Annotated in this window: 26 protein-coding genes; 9 read left to right on the forward strand and 17 right to left on the reverse strand. The window is 36.3% G+C overall.

Translation table 11 applies throughout. The features are described from left to right. The 3 genes from F8162_RS13705 to mscL form a co-directional block, all read left to right on the forward strand. Nucleotides 1–253: zinc ribbon domain-containing protein (locus tag F8162_RS13705; RefSeq protein ID WP_151869337.1), on the forward strand; the 253-nt coding region annotated here is incomplete at its 5' end. A 151-nt stretch (nucleotides 254–404) separates the two neighbouring features. Next, on the forward strand, nucleotides 405–1,331 hold the full coding sequence (locus F8162_RS13710) for a Gfo/Idh/MocA family protein (RefSeq protein WP_151633759.1): 927 nt from the start codon (nucleotides 405–407) through the stop codon (nucleotides 1,329–1,331). Nucleotides 1,332–1,459: 128 nt separating this feature from the next. Beyond that, entirely contained in the window at nucleotides 1,460–1,861 is a 402-nt protein-coding gene (mscL, locus tag F8162_RS13715) for a large-conductance mechanosensitive channel protein MscL (RefSeq protein ID WP_151633761.1), read from the forward strand. A 48-nt stretch (nucleotides 1,862–1,909) separates the two neighbouring features. Here the strand turns inward: mscL and F8162_RS13720 are convergent, their stop codons facing one another. Continuing rightward, nucleotides 1,910–2,182, reverse strand: coding sequence for a DUF3917 domain-containing protein (locus F8162_RS13720; RefSeq protein WP_048531801.1), 273 nt, complete (start codon nucleotides 2,180–2,182; stop codon nucleotides 1,910–1,912). 152 nt (nucleotides 2,183–2,334) lie between these two features. On the opposite strand from F8162_RS13720, the gene F8162_RS13725 reads away from it, so the two are divergent. The 3 genes from F8162_RS13725 (at nucleotide 2,335) to F8162_RS13735 (ending at nucleotide 3,308) form a co-directional block, all read left to right on the forward strand. Further along, a complete protein-coding gene (locus F8162_RS13725) occupies nucleotides 2,335–2,631 on the forward strand; it encodes a hypothetical protein (RefSeq protein WP_151633763.1) in 297 nt (98 codons plus the stop codon). Nucleotides 2,632–2,707: 76 nt separating this feature from the next. Next, nucleotides 2,708–2,944 carry a DUF3949 domain-containing protein gene (locus tag F8162_RS13730; RefSeq protein WP_097840840.1) on the forward strand — a complete coding sequence of 79 codons (237 nt, stop codon included), beginning with the start codon at nucleotides 2,708–2,710 and terminating at the stop codon, nucleotides 2,942–2,944. Between the two features lies 1 nt (nucleotide 2,945). Next, nucleotides 2,946–3,308: a DUF4288 domain-containing protein gene (locus tag F8162_RS13735; RefSeq protein ID WP_151633883.1), complete on the forward strand. Its 363-nt coding sequence runs from the start codon at nucleotides 2,946–2,948 to the stop codon at nucleotides 3,306–3,308. Nucleotides 3,309–3,342: 34 nt separating this feature from the next. On the opposite strand, the gene ccpA is transcribed toward F8162_RS13735, so the two are convergent. The 4 genes from ccpA to F8162_RS13760 form a co-directional block, all read right to left on the reverse strand. Beyond that, nucleotides 3,343–4,341, reverse strand: coding sequence for a catabolite control protein A (gene ccpA, locus F8162_RS13740; RefSeq protein WP_151633765.1), 999 nt, complete (start codon nucleotides 4,339–4,341; stop codon nucleotides 3,343–3,345). 608 nt (nucleotides 4,342–4,949) lie between these two features. Beyond that, nucleotides 4,950–5,972 (reverse strand): CamS family sex pheromone protein, encoded by a 1,023-nt coding sequence (locus tag F8162_RS13750; protein WP_151633767.1) that lies wholly within the window; start codon nucleotides 5,970–5,972, stop codon nucleotides 4,950–4,952. 117 nt (nucleotides 5,973–6,089) lie between these two features. Next, complete coding sequence (ytxJ, locus tag F8162_RS13755) at nucleotides 6,090–6,416, reverse strand: bacillithiol system redox-active protein YtxJ (protein WP_001057490.1); 327 nt, start codon at nucleotides 6,414–6,416, stop codon at nucleotides 6,090–6,092. Further along, the gene (locus F8162_RS13760) at nucleotides 6,416–6,928 is read right to left on the reverse strand and encodes a DUF948 domain-containing protein (RefSeq protein WP_048531826.1); all 513 of its coding nucleotides are present in this window, start codon (nucleotides 6,926–6,928) and stop codon (nucleotides 6,416–6,418) included. The genes ytxJ and F8162_RS13760 overlap by 1 nt, the downstream gene beginning before the upstream one ends. A gap of 187 nt (nucleotides 6,929–7,115) precedes the next feature. Between F8162_RS13760 and F8162_RS13765 the strand changes: the two genes are divergently transcribed. Then, entirely contained in the window at nucleotides 7,116–8,231 is a 1,116-nt protein-coding gene (locus tag F8162_RS13765; protein WP_000654737.1) for an aminopeptidase, read from the forward strand. A 36-nt stretch (nucleotides 8,232–8,267) separates the two neighbouring features. On the opposite strand, the gene F8162_RS13770 is transcribed toward F8162_RS13765, so the two are convergent. From F8162_RS13770 to F8162_RS13785, 4 genes are all read right to left on the reverse strand, one after another. After that, the gene (locus F8162_RS13770) at nucleotides 8,268–8,702 is read right to left on the reverse strand and encodes a hypothetical protein (RefSeq protein ID WP_151633769.1); all 435 of its coding nucleotides are present in this window, start codon (nucleotides 8,700–8,702) and stop codon (nucleotides 8,268–8,270) included. 15 nt (nucleotides 8,703–8,717) lie between these two features. Beyond that, nucleotides 8,718–8,900 (reverse strand): hypothetical protein, encoded by a 183-nt coding sequence (locus F8162_RS13775; protein ID WP_151633771.1) that lies wholly within the window; start codon nucleotides 8,898–8,900, stop codon nucleotides 8,718–8,720. After that, entirely contained in the window at nucleotides 8,897–9,301 is a 405-nt protein-coding gene (locus F8162_RS13780; RefSeq protein ID WP_151633773.1) for a PH domain-containing protein, read from the reverse strand. Before F8162_RS13780 ends, F8162_RS13775 begins: the two co-directional genes overlap by 4 nt. Nucleotides 9,302–9,401: 100 nt before the next feature. Then, entirely contained in the window at nucleotides 9,402–9,956 is a 555-nt protein-coding gene (locus F8162_RS13785) for a GNAT family N-acetyltransferase (protein WP_151633775.1), read from the reverse strand. Between the two features lie 144 nt (nucleotides 9,957–10,100). On the opposite strand from F8162_RS13785, the gene F8162_RS13790 reads away from it, so the two are divergent. Together F8162_RS13790 and F8162_RS13795 are read left to right on the forward strand one after the other, a co-directional pair. Further along, nucleotides 10,101–10,445, forward strand: a complete 345-nt coding sequence (locus F8162_RS13790) for a PadR family transcriptional regulator (protein WP_151633777.1) — start codon at nucleotides 10,101–10,103, stop codon at nucleotides 10,443–10,445. Further along, a complete protein-coding gene (locus F8162_RS13795) occupies nucleotides 10,442–11,104 on the forward strand; it encodes a hypothetical protein (RefSeq protein WP_151633779.1) in 663 nt (220 codons plus the stop codon). The genes F8162_RS13790 and F8162_RS13795 overlap by 4 nt, the downstream gene beginning before the upstream one ends. A gap of 54 nt (nucleotides 11,105–11,158) precedes the next feature. On the opposite strand, the gene murC is transcribed toward F8162_RS13795, so the two are convergent. The 8 genes from murC to F8162_RS13835 form a co-directional block, all read right to left on the reverse strand. Next, nucleotides 11,159–12,469: a UDP-N-acetylmuramate--L-alanine ligase gene (gene murC / locus F8162_RS13800; RefSeq protein ID WP_151633781.1), complete on the reverse strand. Its 1,311-nt coding sequence runs from the start codon at nucleotides 12,467–12,469 to the stop codon at nucleotides 11,159–11,161. A gap of 249 nt (nucleotides 12,470–12,718) precedes the next feature. Beyond that, nucleotides 12,719–13,837, reverse strand: coding sequence for a nicotinate phosphoribosyltransferase (locus F8162_RS13805; protein ID WP_149237463.1), 1,119 nt, complete (start codon nucleotides 13,835–13,837; stop codon nucleotides 12,719–12,721). 61 nt (nucleotides 13,838–13,898) lie between these two features. Continuing rightward, entirely contained in the window at nucleotides 13,899–17,594 is a 3,696-nt protein-coding gene (locus tag F8162_RS13810) for a DNA translocase FtsK (protein WP_151869335.1), read from the reverse strand. Between the two features lie 155 nt (nucleotides 17,595–17,749). Continuing rightward, nucleotides 17,750–18,706, reverse strand: coding sequence for an N-acetylmuramoyl-L-alanine amidase (locus F8162_RS13815; RefSeq protein WP_151633785.1), 957 nt, complete (start codon nucleotides 18,704–18,706; stop codon nucleotides 17,750–17,752). Nucleotides 18,707–18,746: 40 nt separating this feature from the next. Then, nucleotides 18,747–19,091: a thiamine transporter gene (locus F8162_RS13820; RefSeq protein WP_151633787.1), complete on the reverse strand. Its 345-nt coding sequence runs from the start codon at nucleotides 19,089–19,091 to the stop codon at nucleotides 18,747–18,749. 230 nt (nucleotides 19,092–19,321) lie between these two features. Beyond that, nucleotides 19,322–19,936 carry a YtpR family tRNA-binding protein gene (ytpR, locus tag F8162_RS13825; RefSeq protein ID WP_151633789.1) on the reverse strand — a complete coding sequence of 205 codons (615 nt, stop codon included), beginning with the start codon at nucleotides 19,934–19,936 and terminating at the stop codon, nucleotides 19,322–19,324. After that, entirely contained in the window at nucleotides 19,933–20,745 is an 813-nt protein-coding gene (locus tag F8162_RS13830) for a DUF1444 domain-containing protein (RefSeq protein ID WP_151633791.1), read from the reverse strand. Before F8162_RS13830 ends, ytpR begins: the two co-directional genes overlap by 4 nt. Before the next feature lie 78 nt (nucleotides 20,746–20,823). Further along, nucleotides 20,824–21,138 carry a thioredoxin family protein gene (locus tag F8162_RS13835; protein WP_046958699.1) on the reverse strand — a complete coding sequence of 105 codons (315 nt, stop codon included), beginning with the start codon at nucleotides 21,136–21,138 and terminating at the stop codon, nucleotides 20,824–20,826. Nucleotides 21,139–21,141: the final 3 nt, after the last annotated feature.

Here is a 21,141-nt window from a genome sequence, read left to right on the forward strand (position 1 = left end):
ATTTCAAAAATTAAACTTCTTCTTTCAATGTTTATCATACAAGTGCGAGAAGTACGGCATTGAGTATGTAAAAGCTGATAAATGGTTTGCCTCAAGCAAGATTTGCTCATGTTGCGGAGTAAAATACGACCATTCAGTTCAACCAGAAGGACAGTCGAGTTTAAAAATACGTGAGTGGTGTTGTGCTTCATGCAATAGCCATCACGATAGGGATTTAAATGCTTCGATAAATTTATCAAGATGGGTAAAATAAAAGCTTGATAATAGGAGGTAACGATACTGCCTCGTGTTCTCGCAACCCCTCGTCCCTTTGGGGTTGCGAGAACACGATGAAGCACTAACTTGTGTAAATTTGATTGAATTGTATAGATTTAGTTAAGTTTATCGTATCGGTGGGAATAAACATGAACAAACCTAAAATTGGGATGATTGGACTTGGAAGTATTGCACAAAAGGCCTATCTTCCAACACTTACAAAAGAAACAGATTGGAATTTTGTAGGAGCGTTTACACCTAACGCTGAGAAAAGAAAACAAGTGTGCCAGCAATACCGCATTCAAGATTTTCATTCTATTGAAACGTTAGCTTCAGAATGCGATGCAATCTTCGTTCATAGTTCAACTGCTACACATTATGAAATCGTTTCTGAACTTCTGAAAAAAGGAATCGACGTTTATGTTGATAAGCCGCTAGCAGCTACAGTAGAACAAGCTGAGAAACTAGTCGAGTTGAGCGAAAAGCATAACCGAAAATTAATGGTCGGATTTAATCGCCGATTCGTTCCTATGTATGTTGCGGCAAAAGAGCAAGCTCACAATATTTCATGGGTTCGAATTGAAAAGCACCGTACAAATAAAGTCGGGCCATATACGTATGACTTTACTATGTTAGATGATTACTTACATATTGTAGATACTGCTCGCTGGTTAGCTAACGATGACCTTAACGTCGTTCATAATATGATGCAAACTAATGAAAAGAATGAACTTCTTTACGGACATCATACATATACAACGCCAAGTGGACTGTTGCTTTCTACTGCAATGCATCGCCATGCTGGTACAAATTTAGAACAAATTGAACTTGTAACGACAGGGAAAATCATTCGCGTAAAAAATATGAACACATTTGAAGTTGAGCAGGAAAATTCCGTTTCTCAAATTGGTTCACCATCATGGGATACAACGTTAAAACAGCGCGGCTTTGAAGATGCTGTTCATCATTTTATCGAATGTGTACATGGAGATACAAAGCCTGTTGTAGATGGATTAGAAGGATTAAAAACACAACAACTGCTGCAATCTCTACTAGATGATATAAATAAAAATTAAAACGGATACATTTTTCAGAATTTACTTTCATTCCCATTTCCCCTTTATTTCTGTCACAAATTTCTATAGAATATGTTGATAGGAATTATAAATTTCATATTGAATCGTGGAAAGGATGGGATTAACACATGTGGAACGAGTTTAAAAAATTCGCATTCAAAGGGAATGTAATCGATTTAGCTGTCGGGGTTGTAATTGGTGCTGCATTCGGTAAAATCGTTAGTTCTTTAGTAAAAGATATTATCACACCATTACTTGGTATGGTATTAGGTGGCGTTAACTTTACAGATTTAAAAATTACATTCGGTAAATCATCTATTATGTATGGTAACTTCATCCAAACTATTTTTGACTTCTTAATTATTGCAGCTGCTATCTTTATGTTCGTTAAAGTATTCAACAAATTAACATCTAAAAGAGAAGAAGAAGAAAAGAAAGAAGAACTTCCAGAACCAACAAAAGAAGAAGAACTTCTTAGCGAAATTCGCGACTTATTAAAACAACAAAATTCTTCAAAAGATAGAGCATAATTGAACGGATAAAAAGGCATGTCCCGAGGGACATGCCTTTTCTATATGCTATAACGTTTCCGAATTCATATGAATAAATAAAATAATACCAGCAACCATAAGTACCATGACACTACCTGCAAATAGTGTAATACCGATAAACATTAAACTCGTGCTCATGTCCACTGATACACTTTCAATAAAAATAGAAATTACATACGTGATAAGGGCAATTCCTGCAAGAATACTTCCTGGAACTAATCGCTTTAAGCCATTTTGTTTTAACGTCATATATGCAAAAATAGCAGTCATACAAAGCGTAATTATCCAAAGAACGATCATCTCTTCTCCCCCCTCACAAGCCTTTTCTTTCTATTATACATGACATTGCCCTATAATAGTTAAATTTGCACTTATGTGACATATAACAAGGAATCACTCCCACAATAGCGAAAGCATTACAACATACACTTACACAATAGGGAGGCTTTCTTTTGGAATACACTACCATATGCAATTTGGAACTAACCGAACGATTTGATTACGTTACGATTGACTTAGAAAAACAATCTTTTTATATCGAAGTTGTAAATTTACAAAGCAATACAACTGTACTAAAAATATCAATTAACTTGGAAAAAGACGAAACGATAGTAGAGGGAAATATAATTCAGTACGATACTTTTCACATAGAAGCATTATTACAAGGATTGAAACATACCGCTCAAACATGTATTGAACACAATTTAAGAAACCAAAGGGAACTGTTCGCATTTTTAGAAGAAAACTAGCTCCGAAAATGGTTATTTTTTATTTTTATTGATATAATTACCATATACAAATATTCTTTATAAGGGAGTGTTCATAATGATTTGGATTTCACTAATCGTATTAGCCTATTTCATCATTCTCGTCCCAATACAGTATAACTATATTAAAATGCTCAAGACAAAACAGAAAAAAATGAACATGTCACAAAACGAACTATATGACAACATGTCTTATGAAGAATCTCAAATACACTATCATTATCAAAGTAACGTATTTACAATACCTGCTTCACTTGTCGCAAGTATTATTTATAGAGTGAAACATGCAGCATAATATGTACGCTGTAAAATTATTGTTTGAATCTGTTCATTCTGGTGAGCCTCATCCTACGAAAATTGATGAGCATTATGAAGAAAGTCACGATACACTTTTTGAAGAAAGTATTATTCTTGTTAAAGCAAACAGTTTAGAAGAAGCTCACAAACTAGGTGAGAAAATCGCTATGCAATCTGAAGATACGTACGATAACATGTATGATGAGCAAGTGACGTGGACGTTCCGGAAAGTGTTGCATGTGTTTGAATTAGATGATACACCATTTGAAACTGGAAAAGAATTATACGCAAGATTTTTACACGTTAAGAAAAATGAAACGGTAGATACAGTAGTAGAAAAATACTACCATGAATACGAATAAAAGCTCACAGCAATCGCTGTGAGCTTTTTTATACTTACTTCGTTGAATCTCTAAATTGGATACGGTGAGGTAAGATAACAGTGTGATCTTCCACTTTTTCTTTGTTCATATACTTTGTTAATAGACGCATTGCTACTGCACCGATATCATACATTGGTTGTACAACTGTTGAAAGTTGTGGACGAACCATTAATGCAAGGCGTGTATTATCGAAACCAAGTACTTCTACATCAGTTGGTACGTTTAATCCAGCGTCTTGTGCTGCATGGATTACACCTAGTGCCATTTCGTCAGAAGATACGAAGATCGCTGTTGGCTTCTCATCATTACCCCAAAGCTTTTCGAATGCCTCGATACCTGAATCATATGTGTAATCTCCATCGATTATAAGATTTTCATCATATGAAATACCTGCTTCTTCTAAAGCTTTTTTATAACCTTGTAACTTCTTCGCGCTTCCCGCTTTATCCATGAAAGGACCAGAGACGAAACCGATACGCGTATGCCCTTGCTCAATAAAGTGCTTCATTGCGTCGTAAGCTGCTTGTGTGTAATCAATATTTACTGATGGCGTTTCATTTTGCTCATCGAATGACGCTGCTAATACGATTGGTACTGGAGACTTTTTGAATTCTTCAATGTGAATGTCTGTAATATCTTCACCCATGAAAACAATTCCGTCCACTTGTTTTCCAAGCATCGTATTTAATAAATGGAACTCTTTCTCTTTGTTTTGGTCAGAGTTACTTAAAATGATGTTATATTTGTACATTGTTGCAATATCTTCAATTCCACGAGCAAGTTCTGCATAAAACGTATTTGAGATATCAGGAATAATAACACCTACTGTAGTTGTCTTCTTACTTGCTAATCCACGTGCTACCGCATTTGGGCGGTATCCTAAACGATCAATTGCTTCTAATACTTTCTTTCTTGTTGTAGGCTTTACATTTGGGTTACCGTTCACAACGCGTGATACGGTAGCCATTGAAACGTTCGCTTCGCGCGCTACATCATATATTGTTACGTTCATCTCATCGCACACTCCTTCTATTTTTGTTATCTATTTTTATGTATCGGTTACTTGAATGAAAAAAAGACATCAACTCTATTTGCAGATGCCACCAATCGTCCCGAGTTCTTCCTTTTACTAATGATACGATAAAAACGCAGGCTCATACAATATTTTCCCGCAAAAGTTTCGAAAAAATTCGCTTCTTTTCTCGTATTTTCGTATTTTTTATGAAAAAAAGGGCATTTTTTGTAAAAATATAGATATTTCATAAATAGAAACTGTATATTAAGCCGTACGTTAGTATATGAAATTTATATCGGCGATTTTTCAAATATATCAACCACAACTCAAAATATATCAGCGATTTTCCAAATATATCGATCACAACTCAAATTATATCAGCGATTTTTTTAATATATCGACTTACCGACAGAAACCGACAATGGTAGTTATTTGATATGCTAGATCTGGAGGTGCGCGGTGCCCTGTAGAATGCGTTATATCAAGAACGACAGGGATAACTATATTTCATCCTTTAAAATTGGCACAGCGTAAATATGACGCGCTCTTTCCCATCGTACATTTTCACTTACAATATAAAAAAGACAGTTTAAACACTGTCTTTTTTACAAGAAGGAAACAAATGGTTTTTCGCTGTTTTTCTCTTTTATAATAATTGCCTCGATTTTACTCTCGGACTTGATCTGCAATTGTACTTTCGCATCTTTAGGTAATTTTTCTAACATACTTTGAGCAGCCATTTGGGTAAGGGCCATTAATTCTGTTTTACCGTTATATTTAATAACAATATTCATATTTAATGCATCCATTTGATTTTTCTTATAAGACACTTTAGCATTTACTGGGATAAAATCTCCAGGCGAAAACAGTTTCATTGCCTTAGCGAAGTCAGTTATTTTTGTATTATCTTCTCCATGCGCTTTTGTAAATTCATCAGAAGGATATGAATACGCTTGCTCATCGATTGTACTCCAATTTCCAAGATTCGTATCATTCTTTTGAACGGTAGCACTAGCAATATATGTACCATTTTTCAAAGAACTCGTACTTTCTTGCTTAAAGATAGCAAACGTAATTGGAGATTTGTTATACTTGTCATTTTTATTAATAGCGTCTATAAGTTGTCCAGCAACTTCAGTACCTTTAGACATTGCTTCTTCATTTGATACAGTTGACGACATTGCTAACCCGATCACAACGCCAGATAAACTTAATTCATTTGAATTCTGCTTCCCGAAATAGTCTTGTTCTATAATATTTGTCAAAACTGGCGCTTTTACTTTTGCGACTAGTTCATCAATTAACTTCTCAGGGATATACTGATTTAATTGTAGTACGTGATTTTCTGTATCGAATTGCTCTTTTGCAATATTCATTAAACCATTTTCATACTCTGCTAAATCTAATTTAGAATTTGTTGTTATATTAGCTGTATTTATAACCTTTTGTTCTTTTAAAGGAATTACAGTTCTATAATAATCTTTCGAAACAGCAGTTCTCGGAATCATGCTTTTTTCTTTCGTATCTTTCTGTATAACTTCATCCTTCTTACTAATCGTATCATTACTATTACTACAAGCTCCTAGTAATAAACTTACGACCGCGAAGGATAATGCCATTTTCTTCATTACTTAAAACCTACTTTCAACAATCTAGTTATTTAATTTGAACTAATAACAGTGTACCATTAAATATATTTCAACAAAAACAAAAAAAAGAAGCAAGCACCTTTAGCTTGCTTCTTTTTACTTAATATTCTCTTCTAAAGCGTCTTTTTTAATGTTCCAATGGGACGTATTCCATACTACCATCCCATCTTTTATGTATAACACTTGCGGAGATTCATGTTTTATGCTGTACTGTTCTGCAACACGATTCGAAACATCTCTCGCGTCTTGTACGTATAAATAATACGCTGGTACTGCTCTTTCTTCACTACAATACGCTTGAAATTCTGTATAGGCACCATGACTAATCGGGCATGTCGTACTATGTTTAAAAAGAACATACGGCTCGTTTTTTTCTACTAATACTTCAAGCTCTTCAATTGTTTCAACTTTTGTCATATTCATCACGATTCACCTCTCATACGAAGTCTAGAGCGCTTCTCTTTCTTTTCAGCTTTTTTCTCAAGTCTTTCTAATTTACGCTCTTCTTTTTCAACCTTTTTCTCTTGTCTTGACGCACGATAATGGTTGTATACTTCAATTGCTGCGCTACTCCACTGTACAACTTGCGCTACTTTATCCGCATTATTTTCAATTTCGTCCGTAACAGACTCTGATACATTACGAAGTTTCGTATTTAAAGAATGGATTGTCGTTCCAATTCCATCTACACCTGATACTACTTTATTTAACGATTGTGACTTCTGTTGAATGTCATCAGCTAACGCATTTGTTTTATGTAATAATTGCTCCGTCTCTACGCTAATCCCTTGCATTTGCTTTTCTAAACCTTCTAACGTGCTTGCAACGTTTTCTAACGTCTTCTGAACCGATAACAACGTTCTGCATACATACACTACTAATACAGCGAAAGCAACCGCGATAATAGCCGCACTTACATATAAAAGAACTTGCATTTCATCACTTCCTTTATCTTTTTCTTACTTTCTCCTATTATACAATCATTTTCCGTTTCGTTCTAATCCCTATCTTTTCATTAGAATTTTCATACTTGTTCGTTAACTTTAACATAAATCATTCAACAAATTCCACTAAGTAGGTTACAATAAGAGAGGATACATAATTAGTAGGGAGGCTTTACATATGAAAGATCCACGCATTGAAAAGTTAGCATACAATTTAATTAACTACTCTATCCGCTTACAAAAAGGCGAAAAAGTATTAATTGAAAACTTTGGCTTACAAAAAGAACTTGTAACTGCACTTGTAAAAGAAGCATATGCAGCTGGTGGTTTCCCATTCGTTTCTTTAAAAGATCATCAAGTAGATCGCTCTTTATTAATGGGTGCTACTGAAGAACATTTTGAACAAATCGCTGCATATGAAGCAAGCGTAATGAAAGATATGGACGCTTATATCGGTCTTCGCTCTGGCGATAACATTAACGAACAAGCTGACGTACCAAGTGAAAGAATGCAAATTCACGGTCAAACAGTTGGTAAGAAAGTTCATAGAGACATCCGTGTTCCGAAAACACGCTGGGTTGTTCTTCGCTACCCAAATGCTTCTATGGCGCAGCTTGCTAAAATGAGCACAGAAGCTTTCGAAGACTTCTACTTCGAAGTTTGTAACTTAGACTACGGTAAAATGGATAAGGCGATGGATAGCCTTGTTACATTAATGAATAAAACAGATAAAGTTCGCTTAACTGGCCCTGGAACTGACTTAACATTCTCTATTAAAGACATTCCAGCTATTAAATGCTCTGGTCATTTAAACATTCCAGACGGTGAAGTATACTCTGCACCAGTTCGCGATTCTGTTAACGGTACAGTTTCTTACAACACACCATCTCCTTACAACGGTTATACGTTTGAAAATGTACAACTTAAGTTTGAGAATGGCCAAATCGTTGAAGCAACTGCAAACGATACAGAGCGCATTAACAAAATCTTCGATACAGACGAAGGCGCACGCTTCGTTGGTGAGTTCGCAATCGGCGTAAACCCATACATCTTACATCCAATGGGAGACATCCTATTCGATGAAAAAATCGATGGCAGCTTCCACTTTACACCTGGACAAGCTTACGACGATGCATGGAACGGCAATAACTCGAACATTCACTGGGATTTAGTATGCATCCAGCGCCCTGAATACGGCGGCGGCGAAATTTACTTCGACGACGTACTAATCCGTAAAGACGGACGCTTCGTTGTATCTGAATTAGAAGCTTTAAACCCTGAGAACTTAAAATAATAATAAAAACGCTCGGAATTTTCTCCGAGCGTTTTTTTAATACTTTAATAAGTCTTTCGCCACATCTTCTGGCACTTTAAAACTCATTTTCTTATTTTTCATTTCAACTTCAACATACGGAACATCTTTATATACTGTCATAGTACCAATTTCATGTAATTCCTTTTTATCTTTACTCGACTCTGATAATTTTGGTGTATCTTCTTGATACATTTTAAATGTTTTCCCTTGCGGAGTATGTAAAGGCGCCGATTGCATTTCCCACTTATCCATTTTCATGACTTCAAACAGCTTTTCAATTTCTTTCTTATCGGTAATTACTTTTTTATCATTTGATTCTGTAAGTGATTCAATCTCAACCTTTTGTGCCTTTTCAAAGTTCATATCAGCCTTTTCCTTCTTCGCACTACACCCTATTAAAAGAACGGATGCGGTTAGCAAAAGTAAAAATAACGTAAGGACTTTTTTCATTTCTAATCCTCCTAACTACATAGAGCTACTTTTTTCGTTTTTTGTTTGCTGAAAATGAAAATAATATAAAAGCGCCACTGCAATAGTACCTATTAATATCGGTACATATAAGGGCAGATCCCATTTCATATATACTCTAGTGCAAATAGCAAGCACCAACAAAATTTCCAAACAAAACAAAGGTTTTACATATTTCATTTCTTACCTACCATTTCTATTTTTACATGTGGATTCTCTTGTTCTACAAGCGATAAAAACCGCTCCATATGTTGCGGCATCGCAACCATATGTACTTTATATGCATTCGTCGTAATTTCAAGAGATTTCCCAACTTGACGAATGATTCTTATCTCTTTCAATACGATATCGTCATTTAAAATGCCGTACTTTAATATACCATTTTCTACTTTATGCTTTTTAATAAATACTTCCCAAACGAGTGGCACATTGACAATGAAGCATAAGCCCATTCCAATTAACGCTGACATCCACTTTTCTTGATTGGTGAAAAGTATGACAAGTGGATACACAAACATAAAAGCTAATGTGAGACCAACGAAAATTACTACTGACTTACTTCTTTGAATTGGAAAATTCATACCTACACCCCTAACTAAATTATACCATTATTTCCATTTTAGTTCATAAAAAAAGGCCATTTCTGAATGACCTTCTTAAACGATATACATATAACATTTCTTACTTACCTTGAATCTCTTTCCACTCAGAAGCTAGTAAACTATATACAGCGATATCATGAAAATGATCATATAACCATTCATCATCTCTTAAAATACCATCTAACTTAAAACCTAAACGCTCTGGAATAGCGCGACTTTTCACATTTTCAACACCGCATCTAATTTCCATTTTATTTAATTTTAAACTCTCAAATGCATAGTGAAGTACAGCCTTCACGCTACGCGTCATAATACCTTTCCCACCAGCATCTTCCGCAAGGTAATATCCGAGACTCGCCGCTTTCTTTCCCCAGCTTACCGGATGAATGCCTACCATCCCAACGAGCTTTCCTTTGTAACGTATGCCACTTTCAAAACCGTCTCCCTCTGCAAACTTCTTTAACCACATCGGACAAATCTCATCATACGCACCAGCAGATTTTACCCCATCTACCCAAGGAAGCCATCTTCGTAAATGATTACGGTTTTGGTCTATTAATTGATATAGATCCTCTTTATGATGCTTCTCTAATAACTGTAATTCGATTTCATCGTCTACTCGAAGTGTGAACATGTTTTTTAGCTCCCTTTTAGTTTTCTTATTATTCTAACACTTACAGATGTAAATTGTTAAATATTAACACTTTCTTATAATTTTATATATGAACAACCACTATATATGATTGATATCTAGATATGAATCATATATAGTTAAAGCATGGAAAAAAATGATAATTTTATAATTCAATTACGTAAAGGTGTTTTTGATCTCGCTATTTTGTCTTTAATAAGTAAACAACCTATGTACGGATACGAAATTACAAGTGCATTACAAGATATCCCTGTGTTTCATATCCCAAACGGTTCGATTTACCCTATATTAAATCGAATCACGAAAAACAATTGGGCTGTTTCCTATTGGGAAGAGTCCGGTGATGGCCCAAAAAGAAAGTACTATCGCATTACAGACGAAGGGAGAGAAATTTTATATAGTCGCTTACATGATTATGATGCAGTTTATCAAGCTCTAATGTTACTAGCTAAAGGAGAGGATAAAAAATGAACAAGGAACAATTCTTCGCAAATGAACTCATTACTTCTTTCTTACAGGATTTCAACAAAGGTTTAATGAACTTACCTACACCAGCAAGAGAACAACATGTGCTAGAAATCAAATCTGATTTATATGAAAATGCATTAAGTAAAGAAAGTGAAGGGATACCATTAGAAATCATCCCTTCACAAGTGATTGAAGAATTTCTTCCTCCAAAAGAGTTAGCAAAGGAAATTGCAGTAGAATATACAGATGTTATTCAAAATGCACAGCAATCTACAAATACATTTATCAAATACTTTACAGGTCTATCAGTTGCTCCACTTGTTGCTTTATCAGTACCTATCGCACTTGGCTTTATAAATATTTCAGCTAATTTACCATTTTTATTAGCCTTTATCGCAAGCAACATTTGGTTCATCTGTAGAGAAAACCATTGGAATACACAGCAATTAAAATTTTTAAAAACAATGATTTCCTTTAGTACTAGCGTTTTAATCGCACTTCCATTTGCATTTTTTGCAATTCGAATTATGATAACAAAACAATTCGATATGTTTTCATTCTATTATTTAATTGGATACGTACTTTTTAGTTCAATTTATATCGTTTTGTTGAAACAACTATACAAAAAGAATCAACAATACCAACATATCAACGCTTTTTAAAATATATCGAACACAACAAAAAAGACGCACAGCCACAGCTATGCGTCTTTTCTATTACTTCTCTGCAACTTGAACTTCTTTTACGTAAGCTGCTTCGAATTTTTGGATGTCTCCTGCGCCCATGAAAATTAGAACACCGTTTTTATGTTTCTTTAATACATCCGTTGTTGTATCTGTAATTAGTTCTGCACCGTCAATACGCTTTTGCAGATCTTCAATTGTTAATTCGCCTTTGTTTTCGCGCGCTGATCCGAAAATATCACATAAGTATACTTGATCAGCTTTGCTTAGGCTTTCAGCGAACTCATCTAAGAACTTTTCTGTACGTGAGAATGTATGTGGCTGGAATACAGCGACAACTTCACGCTCTGGATGTTTTTGACGAGCTGCTTCAATCGTTGCATTAATTTCTGTCGGATGGTGTGCGTAGTCATCGATAATAACTTGCTCTCCCATCGGCTTTTCATTAAAGCGACGTTTTACGCCTTCAAAAGTTGTTAGCTGATGCTTAACTGCTTCTACATCAACGTTTTCATAATGGCAAAGCGCGATTACTGCTAATGCATTTAACACGCTATGGTTGCCGTATCCTGTAATTTTGAACGTGTCATAGTACGTATTACGAACGAATACATCGAAAATAGTACCATCTGTTCTCTTTTGAATGTTACGTGCTTGGAAATCATTATCTTCTCCAAATCCATAGAAAATAACAGGTACTTTCGCTTGAATTTTTTGAAGTTCTTCATCATCTCCACATGCAATAATGCCTTTTTTCACTTGCAATGCCATCTCTTGGAATGCATTGAATACATCATTGATATCTGTGAAATAATCCGGATGATCAAAATCAATATTTGTCATAATCGCATAGTCTGGATAATAAGACAAGAAATGACGACGATACTCACAAGCTTCAAATACAAAATACTTACTATTTTCTACCCCATGCCCTGTTCCATCTCCAATAAGGTAAGATGTAGGGTGTGCACCTTGCATTACATGGGCTAACAAACCAGTTGTTGATGTTTTTCCATGTGCACCAGTTACAGCAACGCTTGTGTATTGGTTCATAAGGTCACCTAAGAAGTGATGGTAACGATGTACTGGGATGTTTAATTCTTTTGCTGCTACGATTTCTTCATGCGTATCAGGAAATGCATTTCCTGCAATAATCACTTGTCCTTCTTTTACATTATTTTTATCAAAAGGAAGGATCGAGATATTACGCTTTTCCAACGCTGTTTGTGTAAAGAAACGCTTTTCATAATCAGACCCTTGAACAGTATGCTTCATGTCATGAAGAATTTGAGCTAATGAACTCATTCCTGTTCCTTTAATTCCTACAAAATGGTAAACTGTCATCTTAAAGAACCTCCAACATTTCGAACTAATACAACGGCCTATCTATAAGACAGTATATGAATCTTTTCTTATTTTGGTAATCATCATACATTTTTGATGTAGTGAAGTTATTCTTTCCCTTCACTTATCAGGATAAACTCGTACGTACTTTTTATGCCCATAACAAATCCATTATAGCAAAAAAGAAGCCGCTATACTATGATAACAGAAAAACTGATAGGGTCAATCACCTATCAGTTTTTCTCTCTTTTACATATCTTCTCTTTTTTCTAATTGAACACGCTCTAGACGTGGGTTTGGACGATATTTACGACCAGCTTTCGCTTCTGGTTTTCCATTTAATTCTACGTTATCACCAGTAAAGCCAATATTCATTTTTAATAAGCTACTTCCTACTCCGTATATATCAACAGGTACGTTTTGAGCTTCAAATTCACGAATACGTTTCTCATCAAATCCACCAGTTACAACGATGTCTACATGCTGGAATCCTTCTTCATCAAGTGCTTTACGAAGTGCGAATACAAGCGATGGGTTTACACCACGTGGATCGAATGTTCCAAGTACTTCTGGGTGGCGAATGAAGTATTGATCAATCATCGTGCGCGACGTATCTACACGTACACCTTTTAATGTTAATCCAAATTCACGCGCTACGCGAAGTGCATCTGTAATGACATCATTGTTGTAATCAATTAATACAACTAATTCATCTTCTGGGAATTTCTTATGATATGCTTTTGCCGCTTCCACAACATCACCATTAAACATTTGAATTAATGCGTGAGGCATTGTCCCCATACCACTTCTGCCCCACCATTCATTCATCGCATGCGTCGCTTGTGCACTCATACCTCCGATGTATGCTGCATAACCGTCACCAGCTTGTTGTGTATAATGATCGTCACGATCTCCCATGAAAATAACTGGTTTTTCTTTATCTACACTACGTGCAGCTTGGACAACGTTATATACGTTTGTCGCAACTGATGTACGACGAGCTAAAATCCCATCAATGACACCTTCTAAAAATCCGAAATTTTCATAAGGACCATGAATTGTTAACACTGTTTCAAACGGACTAATATTATCGCCATCTTTTAAAGAGTTAATTTCAAGTTCCTCAGGATTTTTAGCGAATGTTTGTAGCAATGCAATCACTTCATCTGTTCCGCAAAGAACTGCATTTTCCTTTTGGAAAAATTGCATCGTCACAACACTTTTCGGGCGAAATTCTTCAATGATTTCTCTAGTCTTTAAAAAGTAAACGGCAGAGAACCAACCTTCTCCAACACGTTCGTCAAATTTAAATGTTCTATTTGTTAGTCTATTTATTTCACCTTTTAATTTTAATTCAATCTCTTTCATGTCGCTTTACTCCCTACTTTACTATCCAACATTTTCTATTAGTATACAGCAAAACCGTTTACTATACATTTGTTTCCTGCATAGCAGCGAATTCATCCTCAGAAATAAGGACGTCTCTCGGTTTCGTTCCTCTTCCTTCAGAAATAATCCCTTGCGATTCCATCTCTTCAATGAGACGTGCCGCGCGATTATAACCGATGCGGAATTTTCGCTGTACAGAAGATGTGGACGCTCCCCCTTGTTCTACAACAAATTGACATGCATCAAAGAACAATTCGTCTTCGGACTCAGCCTGTTCTGTTTTCGCTAATAAATCCTCTTGCTTAAATAAGTAATTCGGCTTCATTTGCTTTCTCACATGATCAACTGTCTTTTCAATCTCATCATCCGATACATATACACCTTGTACACGAACTGGTTTAGACGTACCGTTTCCTAAAAATAGCATATCACCACGGCCAAGTAATTTCTCCGCGCCTCCAATATCAATAATCGTACGCGAATCAACTTGAGATGATACAGTAAACGCAATACGCGTTGGAATGTTTGACTTAATTAAACCTGTAATAACATCTACAGATGGACGCTGCGTCGCTACTAATAAATGAATACCACACGCACGTGCTTTTTGTGCAATACGACAAATCGCTTCCTCAACATCACCAGGTGCTACCATCATTAAGTCGGCTAACTCATCAATGACAATAACGATATAAGGTAATGTCTCTCCCGGAATTTCTCGCCCACTTACAATCGTATTGTAACGGGTTAAATCACGAGCACCAGCGTGCGCAAACAATTCATAACGGCGTTCCATCTCTTCGACTGCCCACTTTAAAGCCGCTGTTGCTGCTTTTACATCCGTAATAACAGGTGCTACAAGATGTGGAACAGAATTGTATGGTGCAAGCTCAACCATCTTTGGATCGATTAACATTAACTTCACTTCATGCGGTTTCGCTTTATATAAAATGCTCGTTAAAATTGCGTTAATACACACACTTTTACCAGAACCAGTCGCACCCGCAATAAGTCCGTGTGGCATTTTTCGAATATCCGTTACGATTGGATCACCTGAAATATCAAGTCCAAGCGCAACAGTAAGCGGTGATTCACTCTTTGTAAACACAGGACTTCTTAAAATTTCACGAAGAAATACTGGCTTACTTTCCTTATTCGGAACTTCAATTCCAATCGCACTCTTCCCTGGAATTGGCGCTTCAATACGAATATCTTTCGCTGCTAAACTCAGCTTAATATCATCGCTTAAGTTTGTAATTTTATTTACTTTCACACCTGGGTCTGGCTGTACTTCAAAACGAGTTACCGCCGGACCTTGTGACACATTAATAACATGTGCACCAACATGGAAATTATTAAACGTTGTATCTAATAATTCTTTCTGTTCATCCAACCACTCCGTATTATCCAACGCCGCTTGCTGCGGAATTGATAACAATGTTAATGGCGGAATTGCATATGTCGGTGGTGTTTGCAATACATTTCGCATATCGTTCTCTCTTTGATTTACAACATATGCTTTCTCTTGTACTTCCTTACTTGAAAGTGACTTTTGTACTTGCTCTACCACTACTTGCTGCACTGGACGTTCTTCCACTTGTGGTTCTACTGCCACTTGTTGCACTGGTTGTTCTTCCACTCGTGATTCTACCACCACTTGCTGCATTGGTTTCTCTTCCACTTGTGGTTCTACTGCCACTTGTTGCACTCGTTGTTCTTCCACTCGCGATTCTACCACCACTTGCTGCATTGGTTTCTCTTCCACTTGTGGTTCTACTGCCACTTGTTGCACTGGTTGTTCTTCCACTCGTGATTCTACCACCACTTGTTGCACTGGTGTTTCTTCCATTTTCGGTTCCACTACTTCTTGTTGCACTAATGTTTCTTCTACTTGTTGTATAGGCTTATTCTCTACTCGTTCGCTCATAGAAGATTGCATTGCATTCGCTCTAGCCGCATGTCTTTCCATTAATCGCGTTCTGTCTTGTTTCAACATAACAACATTAAATGGTACGTGACGCTTCTTCTCACGTTTTGGTTCTTCTTTTTGTACAATTGGTTGTTCTTCTGCAATCGGTGCTTCTTCTACAACTCGTTGTTCTTCTTCAATCGGTGCTTCTTCTACAACTTGTTGTTCTTCTTCAATCGATTCTTCTTCAATCGATGCTTCTTCTACAGCTTGTTGTTCTTCTGCAATTAAAACATTTGCAAAGCTTTGAACATCTTTTTTCGTTTGTTCATCAGCCTCAGCAACATGTATGAATTCATTCTTTTGTTCAATTGCTTTATTTAACAACATTTCTTGCTGCGTTTCCTCAAGTGCTACAGGTTCCGCTTCTTTTGCTTCTGTAATTACTTCCACTTCTTCTGACTCTTCTGCTTCTGCAATTACTTCCACTTCTTCTGACTCTTCTGTTTCCGCAATTACTTCCACTTCTTCTGACTCTTCTGTTTCCGCAATTACTTTCACTTCTTCTGACTCTTCTATTTCTGCAATTACTTCCACTTCTTCTGACTCTTCTGTTTCTGCAATTACTTCCACTTCTTCTGGTGCTTCTGCTCCTGCAATTACTTCCACTTCTTCTGACTCTTCTATTTCTGCAATTACTTCCACTTCTTCTGACTCTTCTATTTCTGCAATTACTTCCACTTCTTCTGACTCTTCTGTTTCTGCAATTACTTCCACTTCTTCTGGTATTTCCACGATGATTGTTTCTTCAAGTTTTTCTTCTGCTTTGACAATCACTGATTCTTCTGGAGCTTGCTTTTCTACTTCAATAGTAGGTTGTTCTATTTCTGTATTACGTTTAATTTCTTCTGATAATATTGTATCCTCGTGCTCTACTTTAGAATCTACTAATTCTGTTTGTAGAATGTTTTTGGCCACTACATCACTTTCTTGCTTCGCATCTTCCATACGCTCAACAATTGTTTGATGAAGTAATTCAGCCGCTGGAACTTCCTGCGGTGCACTAATTTCTTGAACCACTTCTTTTTCTTCTACTATAGGCTCTTGGCGTTCAATTTCATAACCGTTTTTCTCTAGCCATTGATCGACAACTGACTTTTCTTCCTTTTTATTTTGTTGATCTCGCTGATCAACTCCTTCATGACTGGAAGAATTCGTTGCTTGTCCTTCTGAGAAATCAGATAATGTATATCCTTTTTTCTCTAACCATGCATCAACGACTGATTTGCCCTCTACAGATATTTCAAGGTCTTCTCTTTCCTTTTCTTCCTCCTGCTTTTCTACCTTTTTCTCTACAGAAGGACGATTATATCCATAAATTGGCGAAATCATTTCTGTTGGACGAAATGGTCTACGGTTACTTTCTTGCGAAGGTGCAGATGCCTTTTTTACGACTGGCTCTCGTTCCGGTTCATATTGTACTTCCGGCTCTTCATATGTAGAAACTACCTTCTCCACATACTGTCGTCTACTTCTTTCCACTTTGATTCCTCTTTGAATAGGTTGCTCTTCATATACTTCCCTTTGAACAGGTTGTTCTTCAAAGTGAGGTAATTCTTTTACATCATCCTCATCGAACCCATTATCCGGTACTAATGGAAAACGGCATTTACCTGCATTCCTACTTGCCATTTGTGCTTCTCTTGCTTCAGTATAGTGGTTTACACGAGGAATTTTCGGCTGACTTTCAATTTGCTTTGGTACTTCTTTATTTATCGCTGTTTGTTCTTCCTCTTTGTTAAACAGCTTTTTCATCCAATCTAACATGCTTACCACTCTTTCTACTAAATAGTAACATCCTTTATTGTATCAGCATTCGGCAAAAAGTGCAGGTAAAATTAAGCATGTCATATTTATCCATAATATTCTAATTTACGAGTGTTTTCATATAGAAAAACGCACCCTTACATGTAAGACTGCGTTTAATCTTTACTCTTCCGATATTCATCTACACTATCCGTTACACTTTGCAATAAAGAATTTACATACTGCGGGTCAGATAATTTTTTATCTTCTTCAGGATTTGACATAAATCCAAGTTCTAATAGTACGCCAGGTACTTTGGACCAATTAAATCCAGAAAGGTCATCCCTAAATTTAATTCCATTTACTTTCACTTGCTGATTCTCTCTCATTTTATTTACTATCGTTTGAGAGATTTGAAGGCTTTCCGCATAAATCTCTTTCGTATACGGACTTCCTTCGGCCGGTGTCAATACAGCAAATCCACTTTGATTCGGATTTTCAGAACCATCTGCATGAAGACGTAAAAATACATCCGCCTTATGATCATTCGCCAATATCGCACGTTCTTTATTACTTATATCCACATCTTGTGACGTTCTTGTCATTAATACTTGCATTCCCTTTGCTTCTAACTTTTCTTTTAATACGAAAGCCATTTCCAATACAAGAACAGCCTCTCTTTTTTTCGTCACAACACCAGTTGTACCATCTGTCACTTTATATTTTTGCGTCGTCGCTCCTGGCCCAATCGGCTCTAAATTTAAATTCGCTTTGTGTTGATGGCCCGGATCAATAACAATGAGAAACTTTCCTTGTTTTTCATTATTCTCTACTTTTGGTTCATTATTTTGCAGTGGTTGCTCTGCTGGCTGTACTGGCGTAGCTTCCTCTTTCTTTTCTTCGGCCAGCACTTCTTCCTGCTTCTGCTCCACTTGCTCATTCGTTTGAACTGCTTGCGGTTCTTCTTTCTTTTCTTGTTCTTCTTGCTGCTTTTCTACCGGTGCGTCTTCCTTGTTATCTTTGTTTGCTTCCTGCATAGAAGATGTTACTTCTTGTTTTGGCTCTTCTTGCGAACAGCCTCCCATATATATTCCAATGAATGCAATCATGCTCATTATTTTTATATACTTCATATTTTTCTCCCATCACTTTGCACCGGTCTCAAAGTTTTTCTTATAATTGTTTTATAATCTCATCCATATTTCCAATGTGAACAGGTTGCCACGTCTCTGTACCACGCTCTGCCGTATAAACTAAATACGCATCATCGGCCACATTTACGAAAATCGGATCCCCCATATCTGTTTCATATCCGATAACAATCCATTCCTCTTTCCATTTTCCATGTTCTTCACTTATTAATGAATTTTTATGTTTATCATATCGATAACCGATTTGTCCTTTTTCTAATTCATTTTCACTAAACAAATATATTTCATAAGAACCTAACTCGATATCTTGCTGTTTTGAAGTTTCAATTCGTTTCAGAAGTTCTGCGATTTTTAGTTGTTGTTTCATACGTCTATCCCCTTCTTTTTTTCTAAATTTTAACTAGATTGTTTATAAAATACAATATAGATTTTGTGAAAAATGGTGACATCCTTATAATATGAACAATTTTTTGAATATATCTGTCACAACTCGTAATATATCAACGATTCAATAGAAAATATAGATTCCCCGGCGAAAAGTGAAAATAAAGAAAAGAGAGGCTGCCCAAAAGGACAACCTCTCTTTCCTTACATCAATTAAAATTTGAACTCTTGTCCAACTTCAAAGCTATCTTCTAATACAAGAATACCTTTTTCTTGCGGAGCATCTGGAAGCTCTAACTCACGTGCTGAGCAAATCATTCCAGAAGAAGGAACTCCGCGAAGTTCAGCTGGTTTAATTAGCATACCGCTTGGCATTACAGCGCCGATTTTTGCAACGACAACTTTTTGTCCTGCATCAACGTTCGGTGCGCCACATACGATTTGTAATGTTTCTGTACCGATTTCTACCTTACAAATGTTTAACTTATCAGCATTTGGATGCTTCTCTTTTTCAGCTACATAGCCTACAACAAATTTTGGAGAAAGATCTGCTTCTACTTTTTCTTCAAAGCCGTTCTTCGCTAAAATTTCATTGATTTTTTCTACAAGTTCTTTCGTTAATGTAAGGTTACCTGTTTCTTTTACTTCTAAGTAAGAAGATGCATTAAAGATGTTGAATCCTGCTGTTTCGTTGCTTTCACGGTCATATACGCGTGCAACATCTCCTTTGCGATCAAAAGTACGGTTCTCTAAAGTAATATCTTGTAAGGCAACAATTAGAGTGTCACCAATTCCTTCAAGGTTGTAAAAAACGTTCACTTCGTTCATCCTTTCTCTTTTCCATCTGTCTTCTTCCGATTCTTCGCTAAAATAAAGATTGGTTCAAAGTCCCCATCTTCATATACGAATGAAAGTGATGTAATCGGAACATGCCCTTCGGCAAAAAATTTCATTGTCATTTGTGCAATAATATCATAACCGATTTCGTTGACGATATCAGCAATAATTAATACATCTTGGTGAGGAACAGCAACAACCATGTCACCAGAAATCTTTTCACGCATCGATTGTAGTAACGATTCGTTTAAAATACGCGTCGCATCATACCCATCATTTGTGTTTAAAAAGTAGAATGTATTCCCTGCTACGGTTTCTTGTTTAAATTCATAACCTAGTGAGCGAGCGTTAAATAATGCCATTTCACGCACTTGCTGCTCTGTAAGTTCTAATTTCTGTAATAGACGCTCATCAATTAGTCGATATGTTTTATTCGAATCTAGCGCATAGTAAATACGTGTTTCTGCCGTATGATCCGTCATAATAAACGGATTTCCTTCTTCTGCTTGTTTCGGGAAAGAAGTAGAGCGAATAACAGGTAGAATTTTCGCCGCGCTATTTTCTTCTCTATGCATCGCAATTAACGCTTCTTGTACGTAATAGGCAACCTCTTCAATCGCCTTTTCTTTATTCACTTCCCATTTTGCTACAACTCCTGGAAGCGATACGTTAATACCTTTTTTCGAGTCTTTCTGTTCTATACGTAGAACTTCTTTCTCGCTATCATACTGAAAGTCCCATTCTGGGCGAGATAATTTCTTCATTAACTCGTCTTTCATCTTTTTACTTGTCATCTTCATCTCTTTTTCCTCCCTTCCAAAAAAACAACCTCCCCCGCGAAGGTAGAGGTTGTTTTACAATTCAATTGGCAAATTGCCTTATTTTAAACCTTCAATGAACTCTTCGATTTGTTCTTGTGTTTTACGATCTTTGTTTACATAGCGACCTGTTTCTTCACCTTTATTGTACGCTACAAAGCTCGGAATGCCAAATACGTCTAATTTTATGCATAGATCAATAAACTCATCACGATCTACATAGTAAAATGAGAAATCACTATATTTCTCTTCTACTTCTGGCATAAATGGATCTACAAAACGGCAGTCTGGGCACCATTCTGCTGAGAACATAAAGACTACATTCTCTTCATTTTTCAATTGTTGGAATTGCTCCATGCTTTCTAATGATTTCATCTA

Source organism: Bacillus sp. CH140a_4T (genome assembly GCF_008923725.1).
Classification (GTDB): Bacteria; Bacillota; Bacilli; order Bacillales; family Bacillaceae_G; genus Bacillus_A.

Bases quoted from the DNA above. Each gene is read 5' to 3' on its own strand.
- F8162_RS13730 (WP_097840840.1), top strand. From the start codon at position 2,708: ATGATTTGGATTTCACTAATCGTATTAGCCTATTTCATCATTCTCGTC.
- F8162_RS13790 (WP_151633777.1), top strand. From the start codon at position 10,101: ATGGAAAAAAATGATAATTTTATAATTCAATTACGTAAAGGTGTTTTT.
- F8162_RS13835 (WP_046958699.1), bottom strand. From the start codon at position 21,138: ATGAAATCATTAGAAAGCATGGAGCAATTCCAACAATTGAAAAATGAA.
- F8162_RS13710 (WP_151633759.1), top strand. From the start codon at position 405: ATGAACAAACCTAAAATTGGGATGATTGGACTTGGAAGTATTGCACAA.
- F8162_RS13780 (WP_151633773.1), bottom strand. From the start codon at position 9,301: ATGAATTTTCCAATTCAAAGAAGTAAGTCAGTAGTAATTTTCGTTGGT.
- F8162_RS13775 (WP_151633771.1), bottom strand. From the start codon at position 8,900: ATGAAATATGTAAAACCTTTGTTTTGTTTGGAAATTTTGTTGGTGCTT.
- F8162_RS13795 (WP_151633779.1), top strand. From the start codon at position 10,442: ATGAACAAGGAACAATTCTTCGCAAATGAACTCATTACTTCTTTCTTA.
- F8162_RS13820 (WP_151633787.1), bottom strand. From the start codon at position 19,091: ATGAAACAACAACTAAAAATCGCAGAACTTCTGAAACGAATTGAAACT.
- F8162_RS13735 (WP_151633883.1), top strand. From the start codon at position 2,946: ATGTACGCTGTAAAATTATTGTTTGAATCTGTTCATTCTGGTGAGCCT.
- F8162_RS13765 (WP_000654737.1), top strand. From the start codon at position 7,116: ATGAAAGATCCACGCATTGAAAAGTTAGCATACAATTTAATTAACTAC.
- F8162_RS13815 (WP_151633785.1), bottom strand. From the start codon at position 18,706: ATGAAGTATATAAAAATAATGAGCATGATTGCATTCATTGGAATATAT.
- murC (WP_151633781.1), bottom strand. From the start codon at position 12,469: ATGACAGTTTACCATTTTGTAGGAATTAAAGGAACAGGAATGAGTTCA.
- ytxJ (WP_001057490.1), bottom strand. From the start codon at position 6,416: ATGAATATGACAAAAGTTGAAACAATTGAAGAGCTTGAAGTATTAGTA.
- F8162_RS13750 (WP_151633767.1), bottom strand. From the start codon at position 5,972: ATGAAGAAAATGGCATTATCCTTCGCGGTCGTAAGTTTATTACTAGGA.
- F8162_RS13830 (WP_151633791.1), bottom strand. From the start codon at position 20,745: ATGAAGATGACAAGTAAAAAGATGAAAGACGAGTTAATGAAGAAATTA.
- F8162_RS13770 (WP_151633769.1), bottom strand. From the start codon at position 8,702: ATGAAAAAAGTCCTTACGTTATTTTTACTTTTGCTAACCGCATCCGTT.
- F8162_RS13720 (WP_048531801.1), bottom strand. From the start codon at position 2,182: ATGATCGTTCTTTGGATAATTACGCTTTGTATGACTGCTATTTTTGCA.
- F8162_RS13760 (WP_048531826.1), bottom strand. From the start codon at position 6,928: ATGCAAGTTCTTTTATATGTAAGTGCGGCTATTATCGCGGTTGCTTTC.
- F8162_RS13785 (WP_151633775.1), bottom strand. From the start codon at position 9,956: ATGTTCACACTTCGAGTAGACGATGAAATCGAATTACAGTTATTAGAG.
- F8162_RS13805 (WP_149237463.1), bottom strand. From the start codon at position 13,837: ATGAAAGAGATTGAATTAAAATTAAAAGGTGAAATAAATAGACTAACA.
- ccpA (WP_151633765.1), bottom strand. From the start codon at position 4,341: ATGAACGTAACAATATATGATGTAGCGCGCGAAGCGAACGTTTCAATG.
- ytpR (WP_151633789.1), bottom strand. From the start codon at position 19,936: ATGAACGAAGTGAACGTTTTTTACAACCTTGAAGGAATTGGTGACACT.
- mscL (WP_151633761.1), top strand. From the start codon at position 1,460: ATGTGGAACGAGTTTAAAAAATTCGCATTCAAAGGGAATGTAATCGAT.
- F8162_RS13810 (WP_151869335.1), bottom strand. From the start codon at position 17,594: ATGTTAGATTGGATGAAAAAGCTGTTTAACAAAGAGGAAGAACAAACA.